Source organism: Streptomyces luteogriseus (assembly GCF_014205055.1).
Classification (GTDB): domain Bacteria; phylum Actinomycetota; class Actinomycetes; order Streptomycetales; family Streptomycetaceae; genus Streptomyces; species Streptomyces luteogriseus.
The window spans coordinates 2759099-2782425 of record NZ_JACHMS010000001.1 but is presented as its reverse complement, the minus strand read 5'-3'; the positions used below and the strand labels follow the sequence as shown (position 1 = coordinate 2782425).

Here is a 23327-nt window from a genome sequence, read left to right as displayed (position 1 = left end):
CTCATGGGAGCCCAGCTCCGGGTCTACAAGCGTCGCATCCGATCCGTCACCGCGACCAAGAAGATCACCAAGGCGATGGAGATGATCGCCGCCTCGCGCGTCGTCAAGGCGCAGCGCAAGGTGGCGGCCTCCACCCCGTACGCGACCGAGCTCACCCGGGCGGTCACGGCGGTCGCCGGCGGATCCAACACCAAGCACCCGCTCACGAACGAGTCGGAGAACCCGACCCGCGCCGCGGTCCTGCTCCTCACGAGCGACCGCGGTCTGGCCGGTGCCTTCAACTCCAACGCCATCAAGGCCGCGGAGAAGCTCACGGCGCAGCTTGAGGCCGAGGGCAAGGAGGTCGTCACCTACATCGTCGGCCGCCGCGGTGTCGCCCACTACAACTTCCGCGAGCGCAAGATCGCGGAGTCGTTCACGGGCTTCACCGACGAGCCCTCGTACGCGGACGCCAAGAAGGTCGCGGCCCCGCTGATCGAAGCGATCGAGACGGAGACGGCCGAGGGCGGCGTGGACGAGCTTCACCTCGTCTACACCGAGTTCGTGTCGATGATGACGCAGACGGCGATCGAGGCGCGGCTGCTGCCGCTCAGCCTCGACGAGGTGGCTGCGGAGGCCAAGCCCAAGGGCGAGATCCTCCCGCTGTTCGACTTCGAGCCCTCGGCGGAGGACGTCCTCGACGCCCTGCTGCCGCGCTACGTCGAGAGCCGCATCTACAACGCGCTGCTCCAGTCGGCTGCCTCCAAGCACGCCGCCACGCGGCGCGCGATGAAGTCGGCCACCGACAACGCCGGAGAGCTCATCGAGACGCTCACCCGGCTTGCCAACCAGGCCCGCCAGGCCGAAATCACCCAGGAAATCAGCGAGATCGTCGGTGGCGCCAGTGCCCTGGCCGACGCGACCGCGGGGAGTGACCGATAAATGACCACCACTGTTGAGACGGCCACGGCGACGGGCCGCGTCGCGCGGGTCATCGGCCCGGTCGTCGACGTGGAGTTCCCCGTCGACGCGATGCCGGAGATCTACAACGCCCTGCACGTCGAGGTCGCCGACCCGGCGCTGGCGGGCGAGAAGAAGACGCTGACCCTGGAGGTCGCCCAGCACCTGGGTGACGGCCTGGTCCGCGCCATCTCCATGCAGCCCACCGACGGCCTGGTCCGCCAGGCCCCGGTGACCGACACGGGCGCGGGCATCACCGTCCCCGTCGGCGACTTCACCAAGGGCAAGGTGTTCAACACCCTCGGTGAGGTGCTGAACAGCGACGAGACCCACACGGGCGAGCGCTGGTCCATCCACCGCAAGGCCCCCGCGTTCGACCAGCTCGAGTCGAAGACCGAGATGTTCGAGACGGGCCTGAAGGTCGTCGACCTGCTCACCCCGTACGTCAAGGGCGGCAAGATCGGTCTGTTCGGTGGTGCCGGTGTCGGCAAGACCGTGCTGATCCAGGAAATGATCATGCGTGTCGCCAACCTCCACGAGGGCGTCTCCGTCTTCGCGGGCGTCGGCGAGCGCACCCGTGAGGGCAACGACCTCATCGCGGAGATGGAAGAGTCCGGCGTTCTGGACAAGACCGCCCTGGTCTTCGGCCAGATGGACGAGCCCCCGGGCACCCGTCTGCGCGTGGCCCTGGCCGGCCTGACGATGGCGGAGTACTTCCGTGACGTCCAGAAGCAGGACGTGCTGTTCTTCATCGACAACATCTTCCGCTTCACCCAGGCCGGTTCCGAGGTGTCGACCCTGCTCGGCCGTATGCCCTCCGCGGTGGGCTACCAGCCGAACCTGGCCGACGAGATGGGCACCCTCCAGGAGCGCATCACCTCGACCCGTGGTCACTCGATCACCTCGATGCAGGCGATCTACGTCCCCGCGGACGACCTGACCGACCCGGCCCCGGCCACCACCTTCGCCCACCTCGACGCGACGACGGTTCTGTCCCGTCCGATCTCCGAGAAGGGCATCTACCCGGCCGTGGACCCGCTGGACTCGACGTCCCGCATCCTCGACCCGCGGTACATCTCGGCGGACCACTACAACGCCGCGATGCGCGTGAAGAACATCCTGCAGAAGTACAAGGACCTGCAGGACATTATCGCGATCCTCGGTATCGACGAGCTCGGCGAGGAGGACAAGCTCGTCGTCCACCGTGCCCGTCGCGTGGAGCGCTTCCTGTCCCAGAACACCCACGCCGCCAAGCAGTTCACCGGTGTGGACGGTTCGGACGTGCCGCTGGACGAGTCGATCGCCGCGTTCAACGCGATCTGCGACGGCGAGTACGACCACTTCCCGGAGCAGGCGTTCTTCATGTGCGGTGGTCTTGAGGACCTGAAGAACAACGCCAAGGAGCTCGGCGTCTCCTGAGCCCCGTGCTCGTCGGAGGGGGCGGGGTTCGTCCCGCCCCCTCTGTCACGCCTACTAGACTTGTAACCAACACCCGGCACTCCCGCCGGGTGGTGACCCGAGGAGCCACCCTTGGCTGCTGAGCTGCACGTCGCGCTGGTCGCGGCCGACCGTGAGGTCTGGTCCGGCCAGGCCACCCTGGTCGTCGCGCGCACCACGTCCGGCGACATCGGCGTCATGCCCGGTCACCAGCCGCTGCTCGGTGTGCTGGAGTCGGGCCCGGTGATCATCCGTACGAGTGAGAGCGGGACGGTCGTCGCTGCTGTGCACGGCGGATTCATCTCGTTCGCGGACGACAAGCTCTCCCTGCTGGCGGAGGTCGCCGAGCTGTCGGACGAGATCGATGTCCAGCACGCGGAGCAGGAGCTGGAGCGTGCGAAGGCGGAGGACGACGCGGAGGCCCAGCGCCGCGCCGACGTCCGTCTGCGGGCTGCCACGGCGGCGCGCTGACCCCGTCCGCCGTGTGATGACGTCACTCAGCCGCGGCTGGGTACCGGAGAGATCCGGACCCAGCCGCGGCTGAGGCGGATGTGGGTGATTTTTACGTTCCGTTACCTAGGAGACGAGGAGGTCGGTGTCGATGGTCCTCGCTCTGACTGTGTGCGGAATCGTGGTGGCCCTCGTAGTGGTGGGCCTGTTCGTCTTCGGTCTGCGCCGCCGGCTGATCCAGCGGTCGGGCGGCACCTTCGACGCCAGTCTGCGCTGGGACACCCCTGCCGAGGGTGACACCAGCGGCAAGGGCTGGGCGTACGGGGTGGCCCGGTACAACGGCGACCGGGTCGAGTGGTACCGCGTCTTCTCGTACTCGCCGCGTCCGCGCCGCACTCTGGAGCGTTCCGCGATCGAGGTGGCCGGCCGCCGCGTCCCGGAGGGCGAGGAGGAGCTGGCGCTGCTCTCCGACCATGTGATCCTGGCCTGTCTGCACCGGGGCACGCGTCTCGAGCTCGCGATGAGCGAAGACGCGCTGACCGGTTTCCTCGCGTGGCTCGAGGCAGCCCCGCCCGGACAGCGAGTGAACGTGGCGTAGCCCCGTTCACTCGCTGGGTGGGGGTCTCCCCGGACGAAGTCCGGGGGGAGCGTCAATGTCGCCCAGGGTCTACGACCCTTCGAACTTCTCTGTGATGCGGCCTACTTCAGGCCGCTGTCGATGGCGGTCGCCAGTTCTCCGCTCGCGGTGTCTCCGCTGAACTCCCAGAAGAACGCGCCGCCCAGGCCCTGGTTCTTGGCCCAGCTCATCTTCCCGGCGATGGTGGCCGGGGTGTCGTACGACCACCAGTTGCCGCCGCAGTGCGCGTACGCCGTGCCCGCGATCGTGCCGGTGGCCGGGCAGGAGTTCTTCAGGACCTTGTAGTCCTCGATGCCCGCCTCGTACGTGCCCGGAGCCGCGCCGGTCGCCGATCCGCCCGGGGCGGACTGGGTGACGCCGGTCCAGCCGCGGCCGTAGAAGCCGATACCGAGCAGCAGCTTCTTCGCGGGGACGCCCTTCGCCTTCAGCTTGGCGATCGCGTCGGCCGAGTTGAAGCCCTCCTGCGGGATCCCCGGGTAGGACGTGAGCGGGGAGTGCGGGGCGGTCGGGCCGTCCTTGTCGAAGGCGCCGAAGTAGTCGTACGTCATCACGTTGTACCAGTCGAGGTGCTGGGCGGCGCCGCCGTAGTCGGCCGCGTCGATCTTGCCGCCGGCTGAGCCGTCGGCGGTGATGGCCGCGGTGACCAGGTAGTTCGGGCCGAACTCGGTGCGCAGCGCCGACATCAGGTTCCTGAAGGCGGCGGGGCCGGAGGTGTCGCAGCTCAGGCCGCAGGCGTTCGGGTACTCCCAGTCGATGTCGATGCCGTCGAAGACGTCCGCCCAGCGCGGGTCCTCCACGACGGCCTTGCAGGACTTGGCGAACGCGGCGGCGTTGGCCGCGGCCTGGCCGAAGCCGCCCGAGTAGGTCCAGCCACCGAAGGAGTACAGCACCTTGATGTGCGGGTACTTGGCCTTCAGCTGGCGCAGCTGGTTGAAGTTGCCGCGCAGCGGCTGGTCCCAGGTGTCGGCGGTGCCGCTGACGGACTGGTCGGCCGTGTAGGCCTTGTCGTAGGCGGCGTAGGTGTCGTCGACGGTGCACTGCCCGTTCTTGACGTTGCCGAAGGCGTAGTTGATGTGGGTGATCTTCGACGCCGTGCCCGAGGTCACCAGGTTCTTGACGTGGTAGTTGCGGCCGTAGACGCCCCACTCGGTGAAGTAGCCGAGCTTGACCTTGTCGCCGGTGGGCGGCTCGGTGGTGCCGCCCGTGGTGCGGACCCGGACGGCGCCGCTGACCGGGCCGGTCTGGTCGGCGGTGTCACGGGCCTGGACGGAGTAGGAGTAGTCGGTGCCGGCGGTGAGGCCGGTGCTGGTGTACGAGGTGCCCGTCACGGTGGCGACCTTGGAGCCGTCGCGCAGGACGTCGTAGTTCTTGACGCCCTTGTCGTCGGTGGCGGCGGACCAGGACAGCTTCACCGAGGTGTTGGTGATGTCCGAGGCGGTCGGGGTGCCCGGGGCGCTCGGCGCGCTGTCGCCGGGTTCCGTGGTGCCGCCGTCGCAGCTGCCGCCGTTGAGCTTGCAGTTGGCGGGGGAGCCGGTGCCGCTGCCGTTGAAGCCGAAGGAGACGGAGGCGCCGGGGGCGAGGGTGCCGTTCCAGGACTTGTTCTTCGCGGTCCAGTGGGTGCCGGAGGAGGTGACGTCGGCGTCCCAGGCGGAGGTGACGGAGGTGCCGGAGGGGAAGTCCCATTCGACGGTCCAGGAACTGAGGGCCGTGGTGCCGGTGTTCTTCACCGTCCACTTGCCCTCGAAGCCGGAGCCCCAGTCCTGGGTCTTGGCGTAGGAAGCGGTGGCGGACGTCGCGGCCTGGGCCGGGCTCGCCAGGCCGACGAGGCCGGCCAGCGGGAGCAACAGCGTCGCGAACCCTGCCGCGGCTCTGTGTCTGAAGCGCATGCTGCGCCTCCTTGATGGAGTTGTGGGGGCGTGACTGAGCCTCACGCCCACTCATGGTGCGGTGAGAATAGAAAGGTCTGGACCACCGGTCAATAGGTCTGGACCACCACGTCCCGGGATCGGTTCAGATCCCCAACTCCTGAGCCAGCACCGCCGCTTGCACGCGACTGCGCAGCTCCAGCTTCCCCAGCAGCCGGCTGACATGGGTCTTCACGGTCGCCTCGGCCATGTCCAGCCGCCCGGCGATGCCCGCGTTGGACAGGCCTTCGCCCAGGCAGGACAGCACCTCGCGTTCGCGCCGGGTGAGCCGGTCCAGCACGGCCGGATCGGCCGCCGGCCCGCGCGCCGGCTTCGCGGCGAACTCCGCGATCAGCCGCCGCGTGACCGCCGGGGCGATCATCCCCTCCCCGCGTGCGACCGTCCGCACCGCCTCCAGCAGCTCCCTCGCCTCGGTGTTCTTCAGCAGGAAGCCCGACGCGCCCGCCCGCAGCGCCCCGAAGACGTACTCGTCGAGGTCGAACGTGGTCAGCACCAGCACGTCTGCGAGCCCTTCCGCGACGACCTGCCGGGTCGCCGACACCCCGTCCAGGCGCGGCATCTGAACGTCCATCAGCACCAGGTCCGGCCGCAGCTCCCGGGCCAGCGCCACCGCCTGCTCACCGTCCGCGGCCTCACCGGCCACCTCGATGTCGGGCGCGCTGCCCAGGATGAGGACCAGGCCGGCGCGGACGGCGGACTGGTCCTCGGCGACCAGGACGCGGATCATGCGGTGTCTCCTTCGACGGTGTCGTGGACGGGGAGGGTGGCGCGTACGGCCCAGATCTTGCCGGCGGGCGAGTCCTCGGGGCCCGCCTCGAAGGTGCCGTCGAGCAGCGCGGCGCGCTCCCGCATGCCGACCAGACCCGCGCCGGAGCCGGGGGCGCGCGGGGCGTCCCGGTCCCCGTACGGACTGGTCACCCCGACGACGAGCGAGCCGTCCCGCCGAGCGAGGGAGACCGCGACCCGGCCCGGGGCGGCGTGCTTGAGGGCGTTGGTCAGCGACTCCTGCACGATGCGGTAGGCGGCGAGTTCGACGGGGGCGGGAACCTCGCTCCGTTCGGCGTCGAGAGTGACGTCGAGGCCGTTGGTGCGGGCACCGTCCACCAGCGCGGCCAGACCTTCGAGCGTGGGAGCGGCGGACGGTTCCACGTCGCCGCTGCTGTCGCGCAGGATGCCGATCAGCCGCCGCATCTCGGCGAGCCCCTCCACGCTGTTCTCGCGGATGACCACGAGCGCGTCCTGAGAGGTCTTGGGATCGTCGAGGGACAGGGCGGCGGTGGAGTGGATGGCGATCGCGGACAGGTGGTTGGCGACCATGTCGTGCAGCTCGCGGGCCATCCGGGCGCGTTCGGCGGTGACGGCCTGGGTGCGGTCCATCTCGGCGAGCAGCGCGGTCTGTTCGGCGCGCAGCCGGGCCGCGTCGGCGGCCTCGCGGTGGTTGCGCACGATCAGCCCGGTGGAGGCGGGCCCGAAGGCGACCAGGCCGGTGACCACGCCGATCAGCAGCGCCTCGGGCTCGCGCCAGACCGCGAACGGCACGACGGCGCCTGCCACGGTGAGCAGCCCGGTGATCCGCGGGATGCGGTGCGCCGAGGCGGGCGGGCCGTACAGGACGGCCGCGTACATCAGGTCCGTGTACATCAGGATCGTGACCAGGTTGCCCTGGGTGAGGAGGTCCAGGACGATCGCGGCGGTGCCCGTCAGCAGGGCGATGCGCGGAGCGGTGCGCCGCAGCAGCTCGCAGCCGGACATCACCGCCAGCGGCAGCAGCACCGGCCAGCGGCCCGGCAACAGCACGTACACCTCGGTGGCGGGGCGGGTGGCCAGCCCGAGCGCCCACAGCAGCAGCCCGCCCAGCAGACTGCCCAGAGCGACGTACACGTCGAAGCGGCGCGGGCGGGGGAGTCGTACGGCCATGCCACCATCCAACACGGCAGCCGTGTGCCGCGCGTGATCCCCGCGGAGGGTCCCAGGCTGCATCTTTCGATGTACCGCGGGTTCGTCAGTCGCGACGACGATTCCGGCCGCGCCGGCCGGGAGCCTGGAAGGGTGACCGAGAGGAGCGAACCGTGATCGTCGCCTTGATCGCCGCCTGCGAGATCGGCTTCTGGGTGCTGCTGGCCGCCGGACTGGCCACCCGCTACCTGCTGAAGATGCCGCGCACCGGCCTGGCGCTGCTGTTGTGCGAGCCGCTGCTGGAGGTCGTCCTGCTGGTCGCCACCGCGCTGGATCTGAAGAACGGCGCCGAGCCGAACTGGACGCACGGTCTGGCCGCGCTGTACATCGGCTACACCGTCGGACACGGCCACCGCACCGTGAAGTGGCTCGACGGCCACGCGGCCCACCGGCTGGGCGGCGCCCCGAAGCCGATCGGCCCGCCCCGCTACGGCATGGCCCGGGCGCGCCACGAGGGCAGGGTGTGGCTGGGCACGCTCACCGGCGCCGTCGTCGCGACCGTGCTGCTCCAGCTCGCCATCTGGTACGTCGACGACCCGAGCCGCGTCACCTCCCTGGAGAACTGGCGCTGGGTGGCCTGGCGCACGGCCGGTATCCACGGCCTGATCGCGCTGAGCTATGCGATCTGGCCGCGGAAGGCTCCCGCGGGGGAGCCGGAGGAGCGGCCGGCGAAAGAGAGGGTGGCACGCGGCAAGAACTGACTAACGCTCCCCGCCCGGTACCCACAGCACGTCTCCGACCTCCTTGTTCGCCGTCCTCGCGAGGATGAACAGGAGGTCGGACAAGCGGTTGAGGTAGGTCGCCGTCAGGGGATTCATCACCTCGGCGTGGACCTCCAGCGCTGCCCACGTCGAGCGTTCGGCCCGGCGTACGACCGTGCAGGCCTGGTGGAGCAGGGCCGCGCCGGGGGTGCCGCCGGGGAGGATGAAGGAGCGGAGCTTCTCGACCTCGGCCAGGAAGCGGTCGCAGTCCGCCTCCAGCTTGTCGATGTAGAACTGCTCGACCCGCAAGGGCGGGAACTCCGGGTTCTCCACCACCGGTGTCGACAGGTCCGCGCCCACGTCGAAGAGGTCGTTCTGGACGCGGGTGAGGACCGTGACGATCTCCTCGTCCAGGCCGCCCAGCGCGATGGCCGTGCCGATCGCCGCGTTCGCCTCGTTGGCGTCGGCGTACGCGGAGATCCGCAGGTCGGTCTTGGCGACCCGGCTCATGTCGCCGAGGGCGGTGGTGCCCTGGTCGCCGGTCCTGGTGTAGATGCGCGTCAGATTGACCATGTGGCCAGCGTAGTTTCGCTCAGGCGGTTCGGAACACGCGTGTGCCCACTGTCACGGACAGCGCCGTGAAACCGGCGGCCACCAGCGCGCCGTAGAGCATGTGGGACGTGGCGTAGCTGCCGACGTACGCGTCCCGTACCGCGTCCACCAGATAGCGGAACGGCATGAGGTGCGAGAGGGCGTCCAGCCAGGCCGGCCCCAGCGTCATCGGCAGCATCAGGCCGGACAGCAGCATGGACGGCATGGTCAGCGCGTTGACCGCGGGACCGAAGCTCTGCGGGGTGTCCATCCTCATCGCCAGTGCGTACGACAGGGCGGCCAGCGAGACCGTGAGCAGGGCGACGAAGGCGAAGCCGATCAGCACCCCGGCCAGGGGTGCCCGCAGGCCCATCGCCACCGCGGCCAGCACCAGCAGCACGGCCTGGAAGACGAACACCGTGGCGTCCCGCAGCACCCGGCCGAGCAGCAGCGCCAGCCGGCTGACCGGGGTGACGCGCATGCGCTCGACCACGCCGTGGCCCTTCTCGATGATGACCGAGAAGCCCGCGAAGGACGCCCCGAACAGGCCGAGTTGCAGCAGCAGTCCGGGAACGAGCACCTGCCAGGAGCTGCCTCCCGTGCCGAGCGGCAGGTCCGTGAGCAGCGGACCGAAGAACAGCAGGTACAGCAGGGGCATGAGCACGCCGAAGAGCAGGGCGAAGCGGGAGCGGAGCGATTGCCGGAGGTAGCGCCCGTAGACGAGGGCGGTGTCGTGCAGCAGCATCGTGGGTCCTCTGAGTCCTCTGAGTCCTCTGGGGTCGGCCGGGGTCCTAGACGGCGACGGGGGTCTGGTCGGCCGGCGCGGCGCTGCGGCCGGTGATGGCGAGAAAGGTGTCCTGGAGCGAGGCGTCGAGCGAGCCGCCGTGGCGCAGCTTCAGCGCGCTCGGGGTGCCCTCGGCGACGACCACGCCGTGGTCGACGACGACCAGCCGGTCGGAGAGGGCGTCGGCCTCGTCGAGGTAATGCGTGGTCAGGAACACCGTCGTGCCGTGCTCGTCGCGCAGCCGGCGCACCAGATCCCACAGGTCGGCGCGGCTGCCGGGGTCGAGACCGGTCGTCGGCTCGTCCAGGAACAGCACCTTGGGGCGGTGGGTGAGCGCCATCGCGATGTCCAGCCGCCGCCGCTGACCGCCGGAGAGCGCGCCGCACTTGCGGTCGAGGAGCCCGGTGAGATCCAGGTCGCGGGCGAGTTCCCCGGCGCGCTCGGCGGCCTGCGCCCTGGTCAGCCGGTACAGGCGCCCCTGGGTGACCAGTTCCTCCCGCACACTGATCTGCGGATCGACCCCGCCGGACTGCGCGACGTATCCGCAGGCCCGCCGCACCCCGGCCGGGTCGGTGGCCAGGTCGTGGCCCGCGACCGTGGCGGCGCCGCCGGTCGGTTCCAGCAGGGTCGTCAGCATCCGCAGGGTCGTCGTCTTGCCGGCCCCGTTCGGGCCGAGGAAGCCGAGGATCTCGCCCTCGCGGACGGTCAGGTCGATGGAGCGCACGGCCTCCACGAGGCCGTTCGTGGTCAGGAAGGTACGGGCCAGCCCGGCCGTACTGATGATTGCCATGACCCCAGAAAAACAGAGTCTCTTAAAGTTTGCAATGACTCCAAGTTTTCAGACCCTCCAGGGAAGCTAGGATTCGGACATGGCTGAGGGGCTCAGGGAACGGAAGAAGCGCGAGACCAGGCAGCGCATCTCGGACATCGCCACCGGACTCTTCCTGGAACACGGGTTCGTGACGGTGACGATCGCCGACGTGGCGGAAGCGGCCGACGTCTCGGTGAACACCGTCTACAACTACTTCCCGGCCAAGGAGGACCTCTTCTTCGACCGCTCCCAGGGCGTCGTCGACCGGCTCTCGCGCTGGGTGCGCGGCCGGGACACGGGGGAGTCGGCCACCCGGGCGGTGCTGCGCGAGCTGCGCGCCGAGATCGAGGCCGTCTCACCCCGGATCGGCCTCATCGAGGGCTACGACCGCTTCATGCGCTGCATCGAAGAGGCACCACCGCTGCGCTCCCGGCTGTGGAGCATGCAGCAGGAGGTCCAGGACCACCTGGAGGCGACCCTTCGCGAGGAGACCGGCGCCACCGCCGCAGATCCACTGCCCGGACTGATCGCCGGTCAGATCTGCTGGGTCCACGGCACCCTTTTCGTCGCGATCGGCCGCGAGATGGTCAAGGGACGCAACCCGGACGAAGTGTCACGAGAGATGCTCGTCGTTCTCGACGACATCGAGGAGCTGTTGAGTGACAAGGTGCTCAACTACGCCGTACGAGGCGCCGCATGAGCCGTGCCGGTGTGATGTCCGTCATGTGAGACGTGACGCGCATTACTTACTGGTCACACAGCCCCTCACGAGCGCTAGTGTCCGCCCGAGAAGCAGACATAAGCATCGCGTCAGGGGAGTCGCACAGTGGCACGGAAGCTCGCCGTCATCGGAGCCGGCCTCATGGGATCCGGCATCGCCCAGGTCTCCGCACAGGCGGGCTGGGAGGTGGTCCTGCGGGACGTCACCGACGAGGCGCTGACGCGGGGCACCGACGGCATCAAGGCGTCGTACGACAAGTTCGTCGCCAAGGGCAAGCTGGAGGCCCACGACGCCGACGCCGCCCTGGCCCGCATCACCGCGACCACCGACCTGGACGCCGCGGCCGACGCGGACGTCGTCGTCGAGGCCGTCTTCGAGAAGCTCGAGGTCAAGCACGAGATCTTCCGCGCGCTCGACAAGATCGTGAAGGACGACGCGGTCCTCGCCTCCAACACCTCCGCCATCCCGATCACCAAGATCGCGGCAGCGACGGAGCGCCCGGAGCGGGTCGTCGGCACGCACTTCTTCTCGCCGGTGCCGATGATGCAGCTGTGCGAACTCGTCCGCGGCTACAAGACCAGCGACGAAACCCTCGCCACGGCCCGGGAGTTCGCCGAGTCGGTCGGCAAGACCTGCATCGTCGTCAACCGCGACGTCGCCGGCTTCGTGACGACCCGTCTCATCTGCGCCCTGGTCGTCGAGGCCGCGAAGCTGCAGGAGTCGGGCGTGGCGAGCGCCGAGGACATCGACCTCGCCTGCAAGCTGGGCTTCGGTCACGCCATGGGCCCGCTGGCGACGGCGGACCTGACGGGTGTCGACATCCTGCTGCACGCCACGAACAACATCTACACCGAGTCCCAGGACGAGAAGTTCGCGGCTCCCGAGTCGATGCGCCGGATGGTTGACGCCGGTGACATCGGACGCAAGAGCGGGCAGGGCTTCTACAAGCACTGAAACCGCACATGCCCCGGTCCCATCACACGCCAGGGTGAATTCGGTATCGGTTCGCTTACAGGAAGCAACCTCTGACACCTCCACACAGTCAGAGGTTGCATCACCCACATCAGAACGCGGAGCACGATTCGCACGCACGGGGAGCGCATATGTACATCAGGGGCGACCACGCCGAGCTGGTCGTCGGGGGCCGCCTCGACGTCCGGAGCGCGGCGGACGCCCGTACGGTCCTGCACTCGGCCGTCGACGACGGTGTCGGAGACCTGGTGCTGGACCTGTCCGAACTGGACTCCTGGGACGCCACCGGACTGGGCGTGATCATGGGGGCCCACCGGCGGGCCGGCCGCTGCGGCCGGCGCCTGGTGCTGCGCGGAGTACCGCCGCAGATGCAGCGCCTGCTGGTGGCCACCCGCCTGCACCGGATCCTGGCGATCGAGGGCGGCATCGGGGTGGAGACCCTTCCCCGCGTGTGACGCCTCCCGTGGGTGTGAGCCGGGCGGCCGGGGAGACCCGGACGCACGTCGTCGAATCGTGCGACGCGCACAATCCTCACGAGACCGTGACGTTATGGACGGCGCGGTACCCCGGACTGTCGTAGATACTGTGCGAAGGTTTAGGGTTCGGCTGCCCGCTGCCTTGACACCCTTCGGCGGGACCGGACCAGAAGCGACAGCGCGGTGTGCAGCAAGGCCGGGAGGGGCTTTTCCGAGCACACACACGCTTTTGGGGGGCTTGACCTATGGATCCTGACAACCAGGGACCCGAGGAGTACGGCCACGACGGTGACGGCCCCGCGCCGCGCCAGCGCCCTCCCAGGGAATCCCTCACACCCGACTTCGCGCAGCACGCGCCGGCGCTCGCCCGCACCGTGCAGCTCGTCTCCGGCGACTTCCTGCTGACCGTCAACCCCGTCGACGGCAGCGAGATAGAGGCCTGCCCGCCCACCGAACGGCCCGCCCGGCCCGTGAAGCTCACCGCGGACGAACGCGCCGAGGCCGAGCGCGCGGCCCGCCCGCCCGTTCCGCCCGGCCCCGCGCAGCCCGCCCTGCCGCTGCTGGCCCGCCAGGACGAACGCGAGCGCCTGGTGCGCCTGCTCGCCCGCGGCCGCTCCACCCGCCTCACCGGCGCGCCCGGCTCCGGCCGCACCCGCCTGCTCGACCTCGTCGCCGAGGACTGCTCCGACCTCGCCCCCGACGGCGTCGTCCGCCTCAACGGCTTCGGACGCACCTCGAGCGACCTGCTGTACGACCTGTTCCACGCGGTGTACAGCGCCCCCCTGCACCGCCCGGACCGGGACGCGCTGCTCACCCACGTGCGGGAGATCGGCGCGGTCGTCGTCCTGGACGACCTGGAGTTCGGCGGCGCCGCGCTCGACGAGCTGCTGGAGGCGACCCCCGAGTGCGCCTTCCTGCTCGGCGCCACCCCGGACGTGCCGGCCCCCTCCGCCGGCGCCGGTGTCGAGGAGGTCCTCCTCGGCGGACTGGACCGCGCGGCCGGCCTCGACCTGCTGGAGCACGCCGTCGGCCGGACCCTCACCGAGGACGAGTCCAACTGGGCGGGCGACCTCTGGTTCGAGTCCGAGGGCCTGCCGCTGCGCTTCGTCCAGGCCGGTGCCCTGCTCCGGCAGCGCGACCGGCTGCGCGCCGGCACCGGCGCCGTCGACGAGTTCGGCGTCTTCGAGGACGTGCCCCCGGCCGACCCCGCCGACGCCTACGACCTCGGTGACGACGTGCCGCTGCCCGCGCTCGGCGAGGCCGCCGCGCCCGCGCCGCTGCTCGCCTCCCGGCTGAGCGCCTCCGCCCGCGCCACCCTGCGGTTCGCCGTCGCCCTCGGCGGCGAGGTCCCGCACCAGGCGCATCTGCCCGCCCTGGTCGGCGACACCCACGCGGACGCCGCCCTCGGTGAACTGGCCGCCTGCGGCCTGGTCTCCCCGGTCGGCTCCCGCTACCGCCTCGCGGCCGGCGTGCCGGCCCAGCTGGAGGCCGCCGGATACGCCGACGAGGCCGAGGCCGGCGCCCGCAGCGCCGCCCAGCACTACTCCTGGTGGGCCGGGCACCCCTCGGTCACCCCCGAGCGGGTGTGCGCCGAGGCCGACGCGGTCCTCGCCGCCCTGGCCCTCCTCGGCCCCGCCACCCGGCCGCCCGCCGAGGGCGAGGAGAGCGCGGCCGTGCACCTGGCCCGCACCGCCGCCCCCGCGTTCGCCGCCGGACTGCACTGGAGCGCCTGGGAGCGGGCCCTGCGCTCCGGAGCCGAGGCCGCCCGGCTCGCCGGAGACGTCGGCGAAGAGGCCTACTTCCATCACGAGCTCGGCGTCCTCGCCCTGTGCGGGGGCCGGCTCGACCGGGCCCGCGCCGAACTGGAGGCCTCCATCGGCCTGCGCGGCGCCCTCGCCGACAAGCGCGGCACCGTCGCCGGCCGCCGTGCCCTCGCCCTGGTCGCCGACCGCTCGGGCACACCGATCGGGCTCGGGCCGACCGCGGGGGAGGAGGTGCCCGGCACCCGTGACGAGGAGTCGGCGTCCCCGCCCGGCGGTGTTCCGGCGGCCTTCCCCACGCTCCAGAAGCCGCCCTCCCCGACCCTGGTCACCCACCGCAGCTCGCCCGCGCCCTCGCGCAAGGCCCGCGGTGGCCTCAAGGGGCTCGCCCGGCGCAACCTCGTGGCCGCCGGTGCCGGTGCCCTGCTCGTCGCCGTCCTGGGCACGGTGGTGACGCTCGGCGCCACCTCCGACAACGAGCCCAACCCGCCGTCCGACCAGGTCGGTGTCAACCCCTCCGCCAGCCAGGGCGTCAACGACGGCAGCCTCGGCGCCGACCGGCCGGCGAACGACCGCGACGGTGACAACGGCGAGCCGGACCCCCGCCCGACGGACCCGGGCCCCGACGGCACGCTCGGCACGTCGGACGACCCGACGCCGACGGACTTGCCGAGCGGTTCGCAGGACCCGAGCGGTTCGGCGTCGCCGTCGAAGCCGCCGTCCTCCTCGAAGCCGCCCACGTCCGAGCCGCCGACGACGTCCAAGCCCCCCACGACGTCGAAGCCGCCGACGTCGAAGCCGCCGACGTCCGAGCCGCCGACCTCGGAGCCGCCGACCTCGCAACCGCCCACCTCCGAGCCGCCGACGACCAGCCCGTCCACCTCCGACTCGGCCAGCGGCCCGGCGCCGAGTGCTCCCACGAGCACCACGGCGAGCGCCCCGCAGAGCAGCACGGGCACGCCGGGCAGCCCGGAGACGGTGATCTGACACCTCCGCACACGGCAGGGCCGGGTCCGTTCCGCGGACCCGGCCCTGTTCGTCGTAGGGGCTGTCAGAACAGCCGCAGCTTGTCGTCCTCGATGCCCCGCAGCGCGTCGTAGTCGAGGACCTGGCAGCCGATGCCGCGGTCGGTCGCGAGGACGCGGGCCTGGGGCTTGATCTCCTGCGCCGCGAAGACACCGCGCACCGGGGCGAGATGGGGATCGCGGTTCAGCAGTTCCAGATAGCGCGTGAGCTGCTCCACGCCGTCGATCTCACCGCGCCGCTTGATCTCCACCGCGACGGTCTTGCCGTCGGCGTCCCGGCACAGGATGTCGACCGGCCCGATGGCCGTCGGGTACTCGCGGCGGATCAGCGTGTAGCCGTCGCCGAGTGTCTCGATGCGGTCGGCGAGCAGCTCCTGGAGGTGCGCTTCCACGCCGTCCTTGATCAGGCCGGGATCGACGCCCAGTTCGTGCGAGGAGTCGTGGAGGACTTCCTCCATCGTGATGATGAGCTTCTCGCCCGCCTTGTTGACGACGGTCCAGACGCCCTCCTCCTCGCCGGTGCCCTCCTTCAGCGTGCAGGGCGGCGACATCCAGTTCAGGGGCTTGTAGGCCCGGTCGTCGGCGTGGATCGAGACGCTGCCGTCCGCCTTCACCAGGATCAGGCGCGGGGCCGAGGGAAGGTGGGCGGTGAGCCGCCCGGCGTAGTCCACGGAGCAGCGGGCAATGACGAGACGCATGGTCGGCAACGCTACTCGACGGGCGCCTGTCCACGCGATTCGCCCTGGAAAACACGTGTTCGGTAATGGCCGATTGTGTGCACGGTGTGCTCAGCGGGAGTGTCTCATCTGCGCATTTTCCTGGTGCGGTCACCGTACGGTGCTTACCGTATGAACGGGAGGTCGCGGTGCGTGTACGCAGCGTGTCCGGTGTCGCGAACTCCCTTATCTGTCCGGCAACCCCTGCTCGTCGGGGGTGCGAGAGGAGAACTCATGTCGCTCGACGTCTCACCGGCCCTACTCGAACAGGCCGAGCGAGGCGAGGTCGACGAAGCGGAATTCGTCGACTGCGTCCGGACCTCCCTGCCCTATGCGTGGGAGATGATCAGCTCACTGGTGGCCCAGCTGAAGGTGGACGGCGGCGCGTTCGCCGACAACCAGACGCCCCCGCCGGACGAGCAGGCACGCGGTCAGCTGCTGCGTGCGCTTGCGAGTGACGCGATACGCGGCGCGCTGCAACGGCACTTCGGTGTACGACTTGCCTTCCAGAACTGCCACCGGGTGGCCGTGTTCCCGCTCGACTCCTCGGTGGACGAGAAACTGGGCCGCTTCACCTCGGTCCGCAGCCAGGTGCTGAACCAGTCACCCGAGTTCCGGGACTGCTGACGCGGCGCCACTTGCTTGCCGCTCCGTACGCGGGAGGTGCAGTTCTGTACCGGAGCGGCAAGCCCCAGGGATTCACCGCGCTCTCAGACGAGTTGGGGGAGCACCTCGGCGCCCAGCCGCCGCACGTTCTCCTCGGTCGCCGCCAGGTCCCCGGAGCCCTCGACGAGCAGCGCGAAGCGCGAGATGCCCGTCCGCTCGCTGGTCGCCGCCAGCCGGTCCGCGCACAGCCGCGCAGTGCCCACCGGGTGCAGCCCGCAGAGCAGTTCGGTGTACGCCAGCGGGTCGCGCATCCGGCGCGTGCGCCCGTCGACCGTGACATGCGCCTCCAGGCCCTGCTTCAGCCAGCCCGGCATCGCCTTCATCAGCGTCTCCGCCGCGTCGACCCGCCGGTCCGCGATCTGGCAGACGCCGGCCGACACATGGGACGCGCCCAGGATCTCCTCCGGCGACCGGCCGCAGGCCCGCGCGTGCCGTCGCCACAGCGCGACCATCTCGGCCTTCTCCTCGTCCCCCGCGTGCATCCCGAGCAGCATCGACAGACCCCGCTCGGCGGCGAGCCGCACGCTCGCCGGCGAGGTGCAGGCCACCACGACCTCAGGGCCCTCGGTCTCCGTCAGGGCCTCCGACGGCCGCGGCACCACCGGGACTTCACGGAATTGGAAGCGCTCCCCGTCGGCCGCCACGGACGACTCGCGCAGCCACCGCACCAGAAGCTCCAGGGACTCCGGGAACCCCTTCTCGTACGCCTCCAGACCGGCGCCGAACACCTCCAGGTCGACCCAGGGGCCGCCGCGACCGACGCCGAGCGTGAAGCGTCCGCCGCTCGTGTGGTGCAGCAGCGCGGCCTGTTCGCCGAGGGCCACGGGGTGGACGGTGGGCAGCACACTGACCGCCGTGCCGACCCGGATGCGGCGGGTGCGGCCCAGCAGCAAGGCGGCCAGGGTGACGGCCGACGGGCACGTGCCGTACGGCACGAAGTGGTGCTCGGCCAGCCAGACCGTGTCGAGCCCGGCCTCCTCGGCCACCTCGGCCGAGCGGACCGCGCGGTGCAGCGCCTCTCCCTCGCCCTGACCGGGGAACTGGGCCGCCAACACAAAACTTCCAACGCGCATTGCTTTCCTGCTTCCTTGGCTCCGACACGGAGCTCCCCCACAGGGCATAACCGTCCGACACGTGCCGAGGACACGGCCGGGCGGACTGTTTTGCGGATTGTCTGCAGAATGGGGCGTTCCGCCGGGAGTCCGGGGGAGGGCATCCGGGGTGAGCCGGCCGGGCCCGTGAGGGACATATGGCGATTGGTGCCGTACGCCTACCCCTGTGCGCGCCGCGTAGGCTGGACGCCGCCCGTGCTTCCTGTATAGCCCCGAGAGGTGTCCCTTGTCCCCGCGTCGCAACCGACCCAAGGGCGCCGCTTCGTCCGGCCGGAGCGTCGAGGACGACCGCCCCGGCCGCTACGGCGGCTGGCAGTCCTCGGAGCACTGGCAGGGCGAGAACTGGAGCGTGCGGCACGTGGCCGGCGCGAGCGCGCAGGGCAAGGCGTACCGCTGCCCCGGCTGCGACCAGCTGATCCCGGACGGGGTGCCGCACGTGGTGGCCTGGTCGGAGCACACGGGCGTCGACGACCGCAGACACTGGCACAAGGCCTGCTGGAACGCGCGGGACCGCCGCACCCCGGGGGTGCAGCGGTCCCGTAACGCGCCGAGGTTCTGACCAGGCCCTAGACGTCCCGCTTCTCCAGCAGCGCGAAGGCGCCGGCGAACGCGACGGCCGTGGCGCCGAGAATGATCCACAGCGGGTCCCAGCCGGACGGGCCGGACTGGCTCGCCGTGTTGAGGGAGTTGGCGTAGAAGACGCTCAGCTGGCTCGGGATCGAGTACTCGAACAGGGCGTCGCGCACGCCCTGCAGCGACTCCGAGAACATGAACAGCGCGATCACCAGCGGGGCCAGCACGGTGCCGATCATGATGGTGATGGCCCCGGCCGAGTGCCGGATGATCGAGCCGATGAGGAGCGAGAGCAGGCCGAGCAGCGCGATGTAGAGCGAGATGCCGACCGTGGCCTTCATCCACTCACCGCCGGAGGGGTCCTTCGCGCCGTTGCCCTCGAGCATCGCCACGTGCAGGAACGCGACGAGGGAGGCGGCCACCAGCGTCACCACGAACGCGACCAGGAAGAACACGACGGCCTTCGCCGCCAGCACGCGTCCGCGGCTCGGGCACGCGACCGTCGTGGTGCGGATCATGCCCGTGCCGTACTCCGAGGCCGTGGTCAGCACGCCGAGCGTGATGATGCACATGCTGCCGAGCAGCAGGCCGAAGAAGCCGAGGGACAGCGCGTTCTCGCCGGACAGGTCCGAGGAGGAGCTCGACACCACGATGCCGGTCAGCAGACCGATGCCGACGACGAGCAGGACGAACACACCGAGCGTCCACATCGTGGAGCGCACCGACCTGATCTTCGTCCACTCCGAGGCGATGGCGTTCCCGAGGTGCGTGCGCACGACCGGGATCGGCGAGGTGTAGCCGGGGCCGCCGGAGTACGGGGCGGAACCGGGAGCCGCCTGCCAGGCGGGCGCGGCCTGCGGCATCTGGGGCTGGGGGCTGCTCATCGGGCGTCCTCGGGCTTGGTCAGGTCGGAGGTCGGGGCGGCGGGGGCCGCGGGCGCCTGCGGTACGGGCTGGGGGGTGCCCTGAGGCGCCTGAGGCGCGTGCTGGGCGTACGGGTTGGGCGTACCCGCGCCAGGGGCGCTCGGAGCGGCGCTGGGTGCCCCCGGGGCGCCGTACGGACCCGCCGGAGCCTGGCCCGGTGCGCCGCCGGGTGCGCCCTGCTGGGGCGGCGGCGGGGCGTACCAGCCCGGCTGGCCCTGTCCGGGCACCGGCATCGGCGGCTGCGCGCCGGGCGGCAGCGGCTGCTGGAGCCCTTCCTTCTGGTCGATCGTCGAGCGGTAGTCGACGGCGCCCTGCGTCATCCGCATGTACGCCTCCTCCAGGGAGGCCTGGTGCGGCGACAGCTCCCACAGCCGTACGCCGTGGTCGTGCGCGATGTCGCTGATGCGCGGCAGGGGCAGGCCCGTCACGCGCAGCCCGCCGTCCTGCTCGGGCAGCACGTGCCCGCCCGACTCGGTGAGCGCGGCCGACAGCTTCTCGCGCTGCTGAGGCTCGGTGTCGGGGGTGCGTACGCGTGCGAAGTCGGCGGAGTTCGCCGAGATGAAGTCGGTGACACTCATGTCGGAGAGCAGCTGACCGCGCCCGATGACGATGAGGTGGTCGGCGGTCAGCGCCATCTCGCTCATCAGGTGGGAGGAGACGAAGACCGTACGGCCCTCCGCCGCCAGCGCCTTCATCAGATTGCGGACCCAGAGGATGCCCTCGGGGTCGAGGCCGTTGACCGGCTCGTCGAACAGCAGCACCTGCGGGTCGCCGAGCAGCGCCGCGGCGATACCGAGCCGCTGCCCCATGCCGAGGGAGAAGCCCTTGGACCGCTTCTTGGCCACGTCCTGCAGACCGACGACCCCGAGCACCTCGTCCACCCGCCGGGCCGGGATGCCCGACAGCTGGGCCAGGGACAGCAGGTGGTTGCGGGCGGACCGGCCGCCGTGCACCGCCTTGGCGTCCAGCAGGGCACCGACCTGACGGGCGGCGTTGGGCAGCCTGCGGTACGGATAGCCGCCGATCGTCACATGCCCGGCCGTCGGGTTGTCCAGGCCGAGGATCATCCGCATCGTCGTCGACTTGCCCGATCCGTTCGGCCCGAGGAAGCCGGTGACGGCTCCGGGCCGCACCTGGAAGGAAAGGTTGTACACAGCGGTCTTGTCGCCGTAGCGCTTCGTCAGGCCGACTGCTTCGATCATGCTCCGCACCCATCGCAAGGTTCAGGACAGCGGGGCACACGCCCCCGTAAGGGTTAGGAGGATATCGAGGCGCTGACGGTTCCACCCAAGAGGAGGTAAAAGGTCAGCCGAGCCCGTCCCCCTAGGCGTCGCGCTTCTTCAGCAGCACATAGCCGCCTACGAGCACCGCGAGCACCCACAGTCCCATGATCCCGAGGCCGCCCCACGGCCCGTACGGGGTGTCGTCGTCGATCGGCGTGACCACCTGCATGATCTTGCTGCCGGCCTGGTCGGGAAGGAACCGGCCGACCTTCTTCGTCGCGTCGACGTTGCCCAGGATGTTGGAGATCAGGAAGAAGAACGGCATCAGGATGCCCAGCGACAGCATCGGCGAGCGCAGCATCGCGGCGACGCCCATGGAGAACATCGCGATCAGCGCCATGTAGAGGCCACCGCCGAGCACGGCCCGCAGCACCCCCGGGTCGCCGATCTCCGCCCGGTGCGAGCCCAGCATCGCCTGCCCCAGGAAGAAGGCGGCGAAGCTGGTGACGAGGCCGACCAGCAGGGCGAGCCCGCCGGCGACCGCGATCTTGCTGAACAGGAAGGAGCCGCGCTGCGGCACCGCGGCCAGCGAGGTGCGGATCATGCCGGTGCTGTACTCGTTCGACACGACCAGCACACCGAAGACGATCATCGCGAGCTGACCGAGACTCATCCCCGCGAAGCTGATGAACGTCGGGTCGAACTCGGCCCGGTTCTGCGCGTTCATCGAGTCGAACTCGTTCTTCGAGAGCGCCGAGATCAGCATGCCGAGGGCGACCGTCACGACCACCACCAGCGAGAGTGTCCACACCGTGGACGCCACCGACCGGATCTTGGTCCACTCCGACCGTACGACCTGTGTCACCGCCATGCTCAGCCCCTCTTCCAGCCGTCGCCCCATTGCTGCCGCGGTGGCTCGGGGCTCGCCGGGCTCGTTCCGCTGTGTGCGTGGTACTCCACCGACTCCGCCGTCAGCTGCATGAACGCCTCTTCCAGCGAGGCCTGTTGCGGGCTCAGTTCATGCAGCGTGATCCGGTGCTGCGCCGCCAGCTCACCGATGTGCTCGGCCTTGCCGCCGTCCACCTCCAGCACCCCGTCACCGCTCTCCACGGCCACGATCCCCGCCTGGTGCAGCACATCGAGCAGCCGCTCCCGCTGCGGACTGCGAACCCGGACGTACGAACGTGAGTTGCGGTCGATGAAGTCCGCCATGGAGGTGTCCGCGAGCAGCCGGCCCTGCCCGATGACGACGAGGTGTTCGGCCGTCAGGGCCATCTCGCTCATCAGGTGGGAGGAGACGAACACGGTCCGGCCCTGCGAGGCGAGCGACTTCATCAAGGTGCGGATCCAGTGGATGCCCTCGGGGTCGAGGCCGTTGACCGGCTCGTCGAACATCAGGATCCGCGGATCGCCGAGCAGCGCGGCCGCGATGCCGAGCCGCTGCCCCATGCCCATCGAGAAACCCTTGGTCTTCTTCTTCGCGACCGCCGTCAGCCCGACCGTCTCCAGCACCTCCCGCACCCGGCTGCGCGGAATGCCGTTGCTCTGCGCGAGGCACAGCAGGTGGTTGTAGGCGGTGCGCCCGCCGTGCCAGGCTTTGGCCTCCAGCAGGGCGCCGATGTAGGTCAGCGGCTCTTTGAGCTGCTGGTAGTGCTTGCCGTCGATCCGGACGTCGCCGGCGGTCGGATGGTCGAGCCCCAGGATCATCCGCATGGTCGTGGACTTGCCGGCGCCGTTGGGCCCGAGGAAGCCGGTGACGATGCCCGGTCTGACGGTGAAGGACAGGTTGTTGACCGCCACCTTCTCGCCGTACCGCTTGGTCAGCCCCTCGAGCTCAATCATGCCGCCACGCTAGAACGTGGCAAAGCCCTCTGCCACCCGAGCGGCAGAGGGCTTTGCGGAGACTCAGACTCCGTATGCCAGGCCGTTAGCGGGACTGCTGCGCCGGGACCCCACGGGAGATCGGCTCGTCCTCGGCCGGCGTACCGGCGGCGGCCACCGCGGCGCCCGTGAGCGTCGCGAGCATCTCGCGGACGTTCGTCAGCTGGGCGTTGATGCTGTCGCGGCGGTTGGTGAGGGCCGCGAGCTCCCGCTCGGATTCCGAACGGATGCGGTCGGCCTTGGCGTTGGCGTCGGCCACGATGTCCTCGGCCTGGCGCTGGGCCGTCTCCACCGTCTGGCGGGCGCGGCGCTCGGCGTCCGTGCGCAGCTTCTCGGCCTCCAGGCGCAGCTGCTCGGCGCGGTGCTCGATCTCGGCGAGGCGCTTCTCGGCCTTGGCCTGACGCGAGGCCAGGTCGCGCTCGGACTGCTCGCGGCGCTTGGCGAGGTTCGTCTCGAAGTCGGCGGCGGCCTGGGCGGCCTTCGCGCGGGTCTCCTCGAAGAGGGCGTCCGCCTCCTCGCGCTTGGACTGCGCGTCCTTCTGCGCCTCGGAACGCAGCTGGGCGGCGTCACTCTTGGCCTTCTCGACGATCCGCAGGCCCTCGTCCTCGGCCTTCGCCTTGCGCTCCGCCGAGTACGACTCGGCGTCGTTGCGCACCTGCTGGGCCGCCGACTCGGCGAGCTCGCGGTGCTGCTCGGCCGCGCGCCGGGCCTCCTCGCGCAGGTCCTTCGCCTCTTCCTCGGCGAGGCGGAGGATCTTCTCCACGCGCGCACCGAGACCCGCGTACGACGGCTCGGCGTCGGTGATCTGGGCCTGGGCGTTCTGCGTCTCGAGGTGGAGCTCTTCGATGCGCTTTTCCAGAGCGGTGATGCGGGCGAGAGCGCTGTCACGGTCGGAGACGAGCTTGGAGATACGTTCGTCCACCTGAGCGCGGTCGTACCCACGCCGCACAAGCTCGAAGCCGTAGGGGGAAGTGTCGCTCATGGGGTTCCTGTCGAATGAGACCGGTGAGGTGATAGGTGGAATCCTAGGGGCCGAAACGGTGTGTCA

General features: G+C 70.5%; 24 protein-coding genes. 11 read left to right on the top strand and 13 right to left on the bottom strand.

Annotation, left to right across the window (positions count from 1 at the left end; genetic code table 11):
• Window positions 1–3: 3 nt before the first annotated feature.
• From BJ965_RS12080 to BJ965_RS12065, 4 genes are all read left to right on the top strand, one after another.
• Entirely contained in the window at window positions 4–921 is a 918-nt protein-coding gene (locus tag BJ965_RS12080; RefSeq protein WP_184908661.1) for a F0F1 ATP synthase subunit gamma, read from the top strand.
• Complete coding sequence (atpD, locus tag BJ965_RS12075) at window positions 922–2358, top strand: F0F1 ATP synthase subunit beta (protein WP_184908660.1); 1437 nt, start codon at window positions 922–924, stop codon at window positions 2356–2358.
• A gap of 111 nt (window positions 2359–2469) precedes the next feature.
• On the top strand, window positions 2470–2847 hold the full coding sequence (locus BJ965_RS12070) for a F0F1 ATP synthase subunit epsilon (RefSeq protein WP_184908659.1): 378 nt from the start codon (window positions 2470–2472) through the stop codon (window positions 2845–2847).
• A 130-nt stretch (window positions 2848–2977) separates the two neighbouring features.
• Window positions 2978–3424, top strand: a complete 447-nt coding sequence (locus BJ965_RS12065) for a DUF2550 domain-containing protein (RefSeq protein ID WP_184908658.1) — start codon at window positions 2978–2980, stop codon at window positions 3422–3424.
• 101 nt (window positions 3425–3525) lie between these two features.
• On the opposite strand, the gene BJ965_RS12060 is transcribed toward BJ965_RS12065, so the two are convergent.
• The 3 genes from BJ965_RS12060 to BJ965_RS12050 form a co-directional block, all read right to left on the bottom strand.
• Window positions 3526–5349: a glycoside hydrolase family 18 chitinase gene (locus tag BJ965_RS12060; RefSeq protein ID WP_184908657.1), complete on the bottom strand. Its 1824-nt coding sequence runs from the start codon at window positions 5347–5349 to the stop codon at window positions 3526–3528.
• Window positions 5350–5473: 124 nt separating this feature from the next.
• A complete protein-coding gene (locus tag BJ965_RS12055) occupies window positions 5474–6115 on the bottom strand; it encodes a response regulator (protein WP_184908656.1) in 642 nt (213 codons plus the stop codon).
• Complete coding sequence (locus BJ965_RS12050) at window positions 6112–7305, bottom strand: sensor histidine kinase (RefSeq protein WP_184908655.1); 1194 nt, start codon at window positions 7303–7305, stop codon at window positions 6112–6114. Before BJ965_RS12050 ends, BJ965_RS12055 begins: the two co-directional genes overlap by 4 nt.
• Before the next feature lie 152 nt (window positions 7306–7457).
• Here BJ965_RS12050 and BJ965_RS12045 point away from each other — a divergent pair, with 152 nt between their 5' ends.
• On the top strand, window positions 7458–8045 hold the full coding sequence (locus BJ965_RS12045) for a hypothetical protein (protein WP_184908654.1): 588 nt from the start codon (window positions 7458–7460) through the stop codon (window positions 8043–8045).
• Here BJ965_RS12045 and BJ965_RS12040 read toward each other — a convergent pair whose 3' ends face one another.
• The 3 genes from BJ965_RS12040 to BJ965_RS12030 are packed head-to-tail and all read right to left on the bottom strand — an operon-like array spanning window position 8046 to window position 10210.
• The gene (locus BJ965_RS12040) at window positions 8046–8618 is read right to left on the bottom strand and encodes a cob(I)yrinic acid a,c-diamide adenosyltransferase (RefSeq protein WP_184908653.1); all 573 of its coding nucleotides are present in this window, start codon (window positions 8616–8618) and stop codon (window positions 8046–8048) included.
• Window positions 8619–8637: 19 nt separating this feature from the next.
• On the bottom strand, window positions 8638–9381 hold the full coding sequence (locus BJ965_RS12035; protein WP_184908652.1) for an ABC transporter permease: 744 nt from the start codon (window positions 9379–9381) through the stop codon (window positions 8638–8640).
• A gap of 46 nt (window positions 9382–9427) precedes the next feature.
• Window positions 9428–10210, bottom strand: a complete 783-nt coding sequence (locus BJ965_RS12030) for an ABC transporter ATP-binding protein (protein WP_184908651.1) — start codon at window positions 10208–10210, stop codon at window positions 9428–9430.
• Between the two features lie 79 nt (window positions 10211–10289).
• On the opposite strand from BJ965_RS12030, the gene BJ965_RS12025 reads away from it, so the two are divergent.
• The 4 genes from BJ965_RS12025 to BJ965_RS12010 all read left to right on the top strand — a co-directional run bounded on the left by BJ965_RS12025 (window position 10290) and on the right by BJ965_RS12010 (window position 15147).
• Complete coding sequence (locus BJ965_RS12025) at window positions 10290–10931, top strand: TetR/AcrR family transcriptional regulator (protein WP_184908650.1); 642 nt, start codon at window positions 10290–10292, stop codon at window positions 10929–10931.
• A 126-nt stretch (window positions 10932–11057) separates the two neighbouring features.
• Complete coding sequence (locus tag BJ965_RS12020; RefSeq protein ID WP_184908649.1) at window positions 11058–11906, top strand: 3-hydroxyacyl-CoA dehydrogenase family protein; 849 nt, start codon at window positions 11058–11060, stop codon at window positions 11904–11906.
• A gap of 149 nt (window positions 11907–12055) precedes the next feature.
• Window positions 12056–12379, top strand: a complete 324-nt coding sequence (locus BJ965_RS12015; RefSeq protein WP_030246483.1) for an STAS domain-containing protein — start codon at window positions 12056–12058, stop codon at window positions 12377–12379.
• Window positions 12380–12645: 266 nt separating this feature from the next.
• Window positions 12646–15147 (top strand): ATP-binding protein, encoded by a 2502-nt coding sequence (locus BJ965_RS12010; protein WP_184908648.1) that lies wholly within the window; start codon window positions 12646–12648, stop codon window positions 15145–15147.
• 64 nt (window positions 15148–15211) lie between these two features.
• Here the strand turns inward: BJ965_RS12010 and nucS are convergent, their stop codons facing one another.
• Window positions 15212–15883 (bottom strand): endonuclease NucS, encoded by a 672-nt coding sequence (gene nucS, locus BJ965_RS12005; RefSeq protein ID WP_030854272.1) that lies wholly within the window; start codon window positions 15881–15883, stop codon window positions 15212–15214.
• A gap of 252 nt (window positions 15884–16135) precedes the next feature.
• Here nucS and BJ965_RS12000 point away from each other — a divergent pair, with 252 nt between their 5' ends.
• Window positions 16136–16528: an SCO5389 family protein gene (locus tag BJ965_RS12000; protein WP_030246492.1), complete on the top strand. Its 393-nt coding sequence runs from the start codon at window positions 16136–16138 to the stop codon at window positions 16526–16528.
• Window positions 16529–16611: 83 nt separating this feature from the next.
• On the opposite strand, the gene BJ965_RS11995 is transcribed toward BJ965_RS12000, so the two are convergent.
• Window positions 16612–17640 carry an LLM class flavin-dependent oxidoreductase gene (locus BJ965_RS11995; protein ID WP_184908647.1) on the bottom strand — a complete coding sequence of 343 codons (1029 nt, stop codon included), beginning with the start codon at window positions 17638–17640 and terminating at the stop codon, window positions 16612–16614.
• A 265-nt stretch (window positions 17641–17905) separates the two neighbouring features.
• Between BJ965_RS11995 and BJ965_RS11990 the strand changes: the two genes are divergently transcribed.
• Entirely contained in the window at window positions 17906–18238 is a 333-nt protein-coding gene (locus BJ965_RS11990) for an ATP/GTP-binding protein (RefSeq protein ID WP_184908646.1), read from the top strand.
• A 7-nt stretch (window positions 18239–18245) separates the two neighbouring features.
• Here BJ965_RS11990 and BJ965_RS11985 read toward each other — a convergent pair whose 3' ends face one another.
• The 5 genes from BJ965_RS11985 to BJ965_RS11965 form a co-directional block, all read right to left on the bottom strand.
• Window positions 18246–19136, bottom strand: a complete 891-nt coding sequence (locus BJ965_RS11985; RefSeq protein ID WP_184908645.1) for an ABC transporter permease — start codon at window positions 19134–19136, stop codon at window positions 18246–18248.
• The gene (locus tag BJ965_RS11980; RefSeq protein WP_184908644.1) at window positions 19133–20377 is read right to left on the bottom strand and encodes an ABC transporter ATP-binding protein; all 1245 of its coding nucleotides are present in this window, start codon (window positions 20375–20377) and stop codon (window positions 19133–19135) included. The genes BJ965_RS11985 and BJ965_RS11980 overlap by 4 nt, the downstream gene beginning before the upstream one ends.
• Before the next feature lie 121 nt (window positions 20378–20498).
• A complete protein-coding gene (locus BJ965_RS11975; protein WP_184908643.1) occupies window positions 20499–21269 on the bottom strand; it encodes an ABC transporter permease in 771 nt (256 codons plus the stop codon).
• Window positions 21270–21271: 2 nt separating this feature from the next.
• Window positions 21272–22240, bottom strand: coding sequence for an ABC transporter ATP-binding protein (locus tag BJ965_RS11970; RefSeq protein WP_030854291.1), 969 nt, complete (start codon window positions 22238–22240; stop codon window positions 21272–21274).
• 85 nt (window positions 22241–22325) lie between these two features.
• Window positions 22326–23261, bottom strand: a complete 936-nt coding sequence (locus tag BJ965_RS11965; protein WP_184850054.1) for a cellulose-binding protein — start codon at window positions 23259–23261, stop codon at window positions 22326–22328.
• Window positions 23262–23327: the final 66 nt, after the last annotated feature.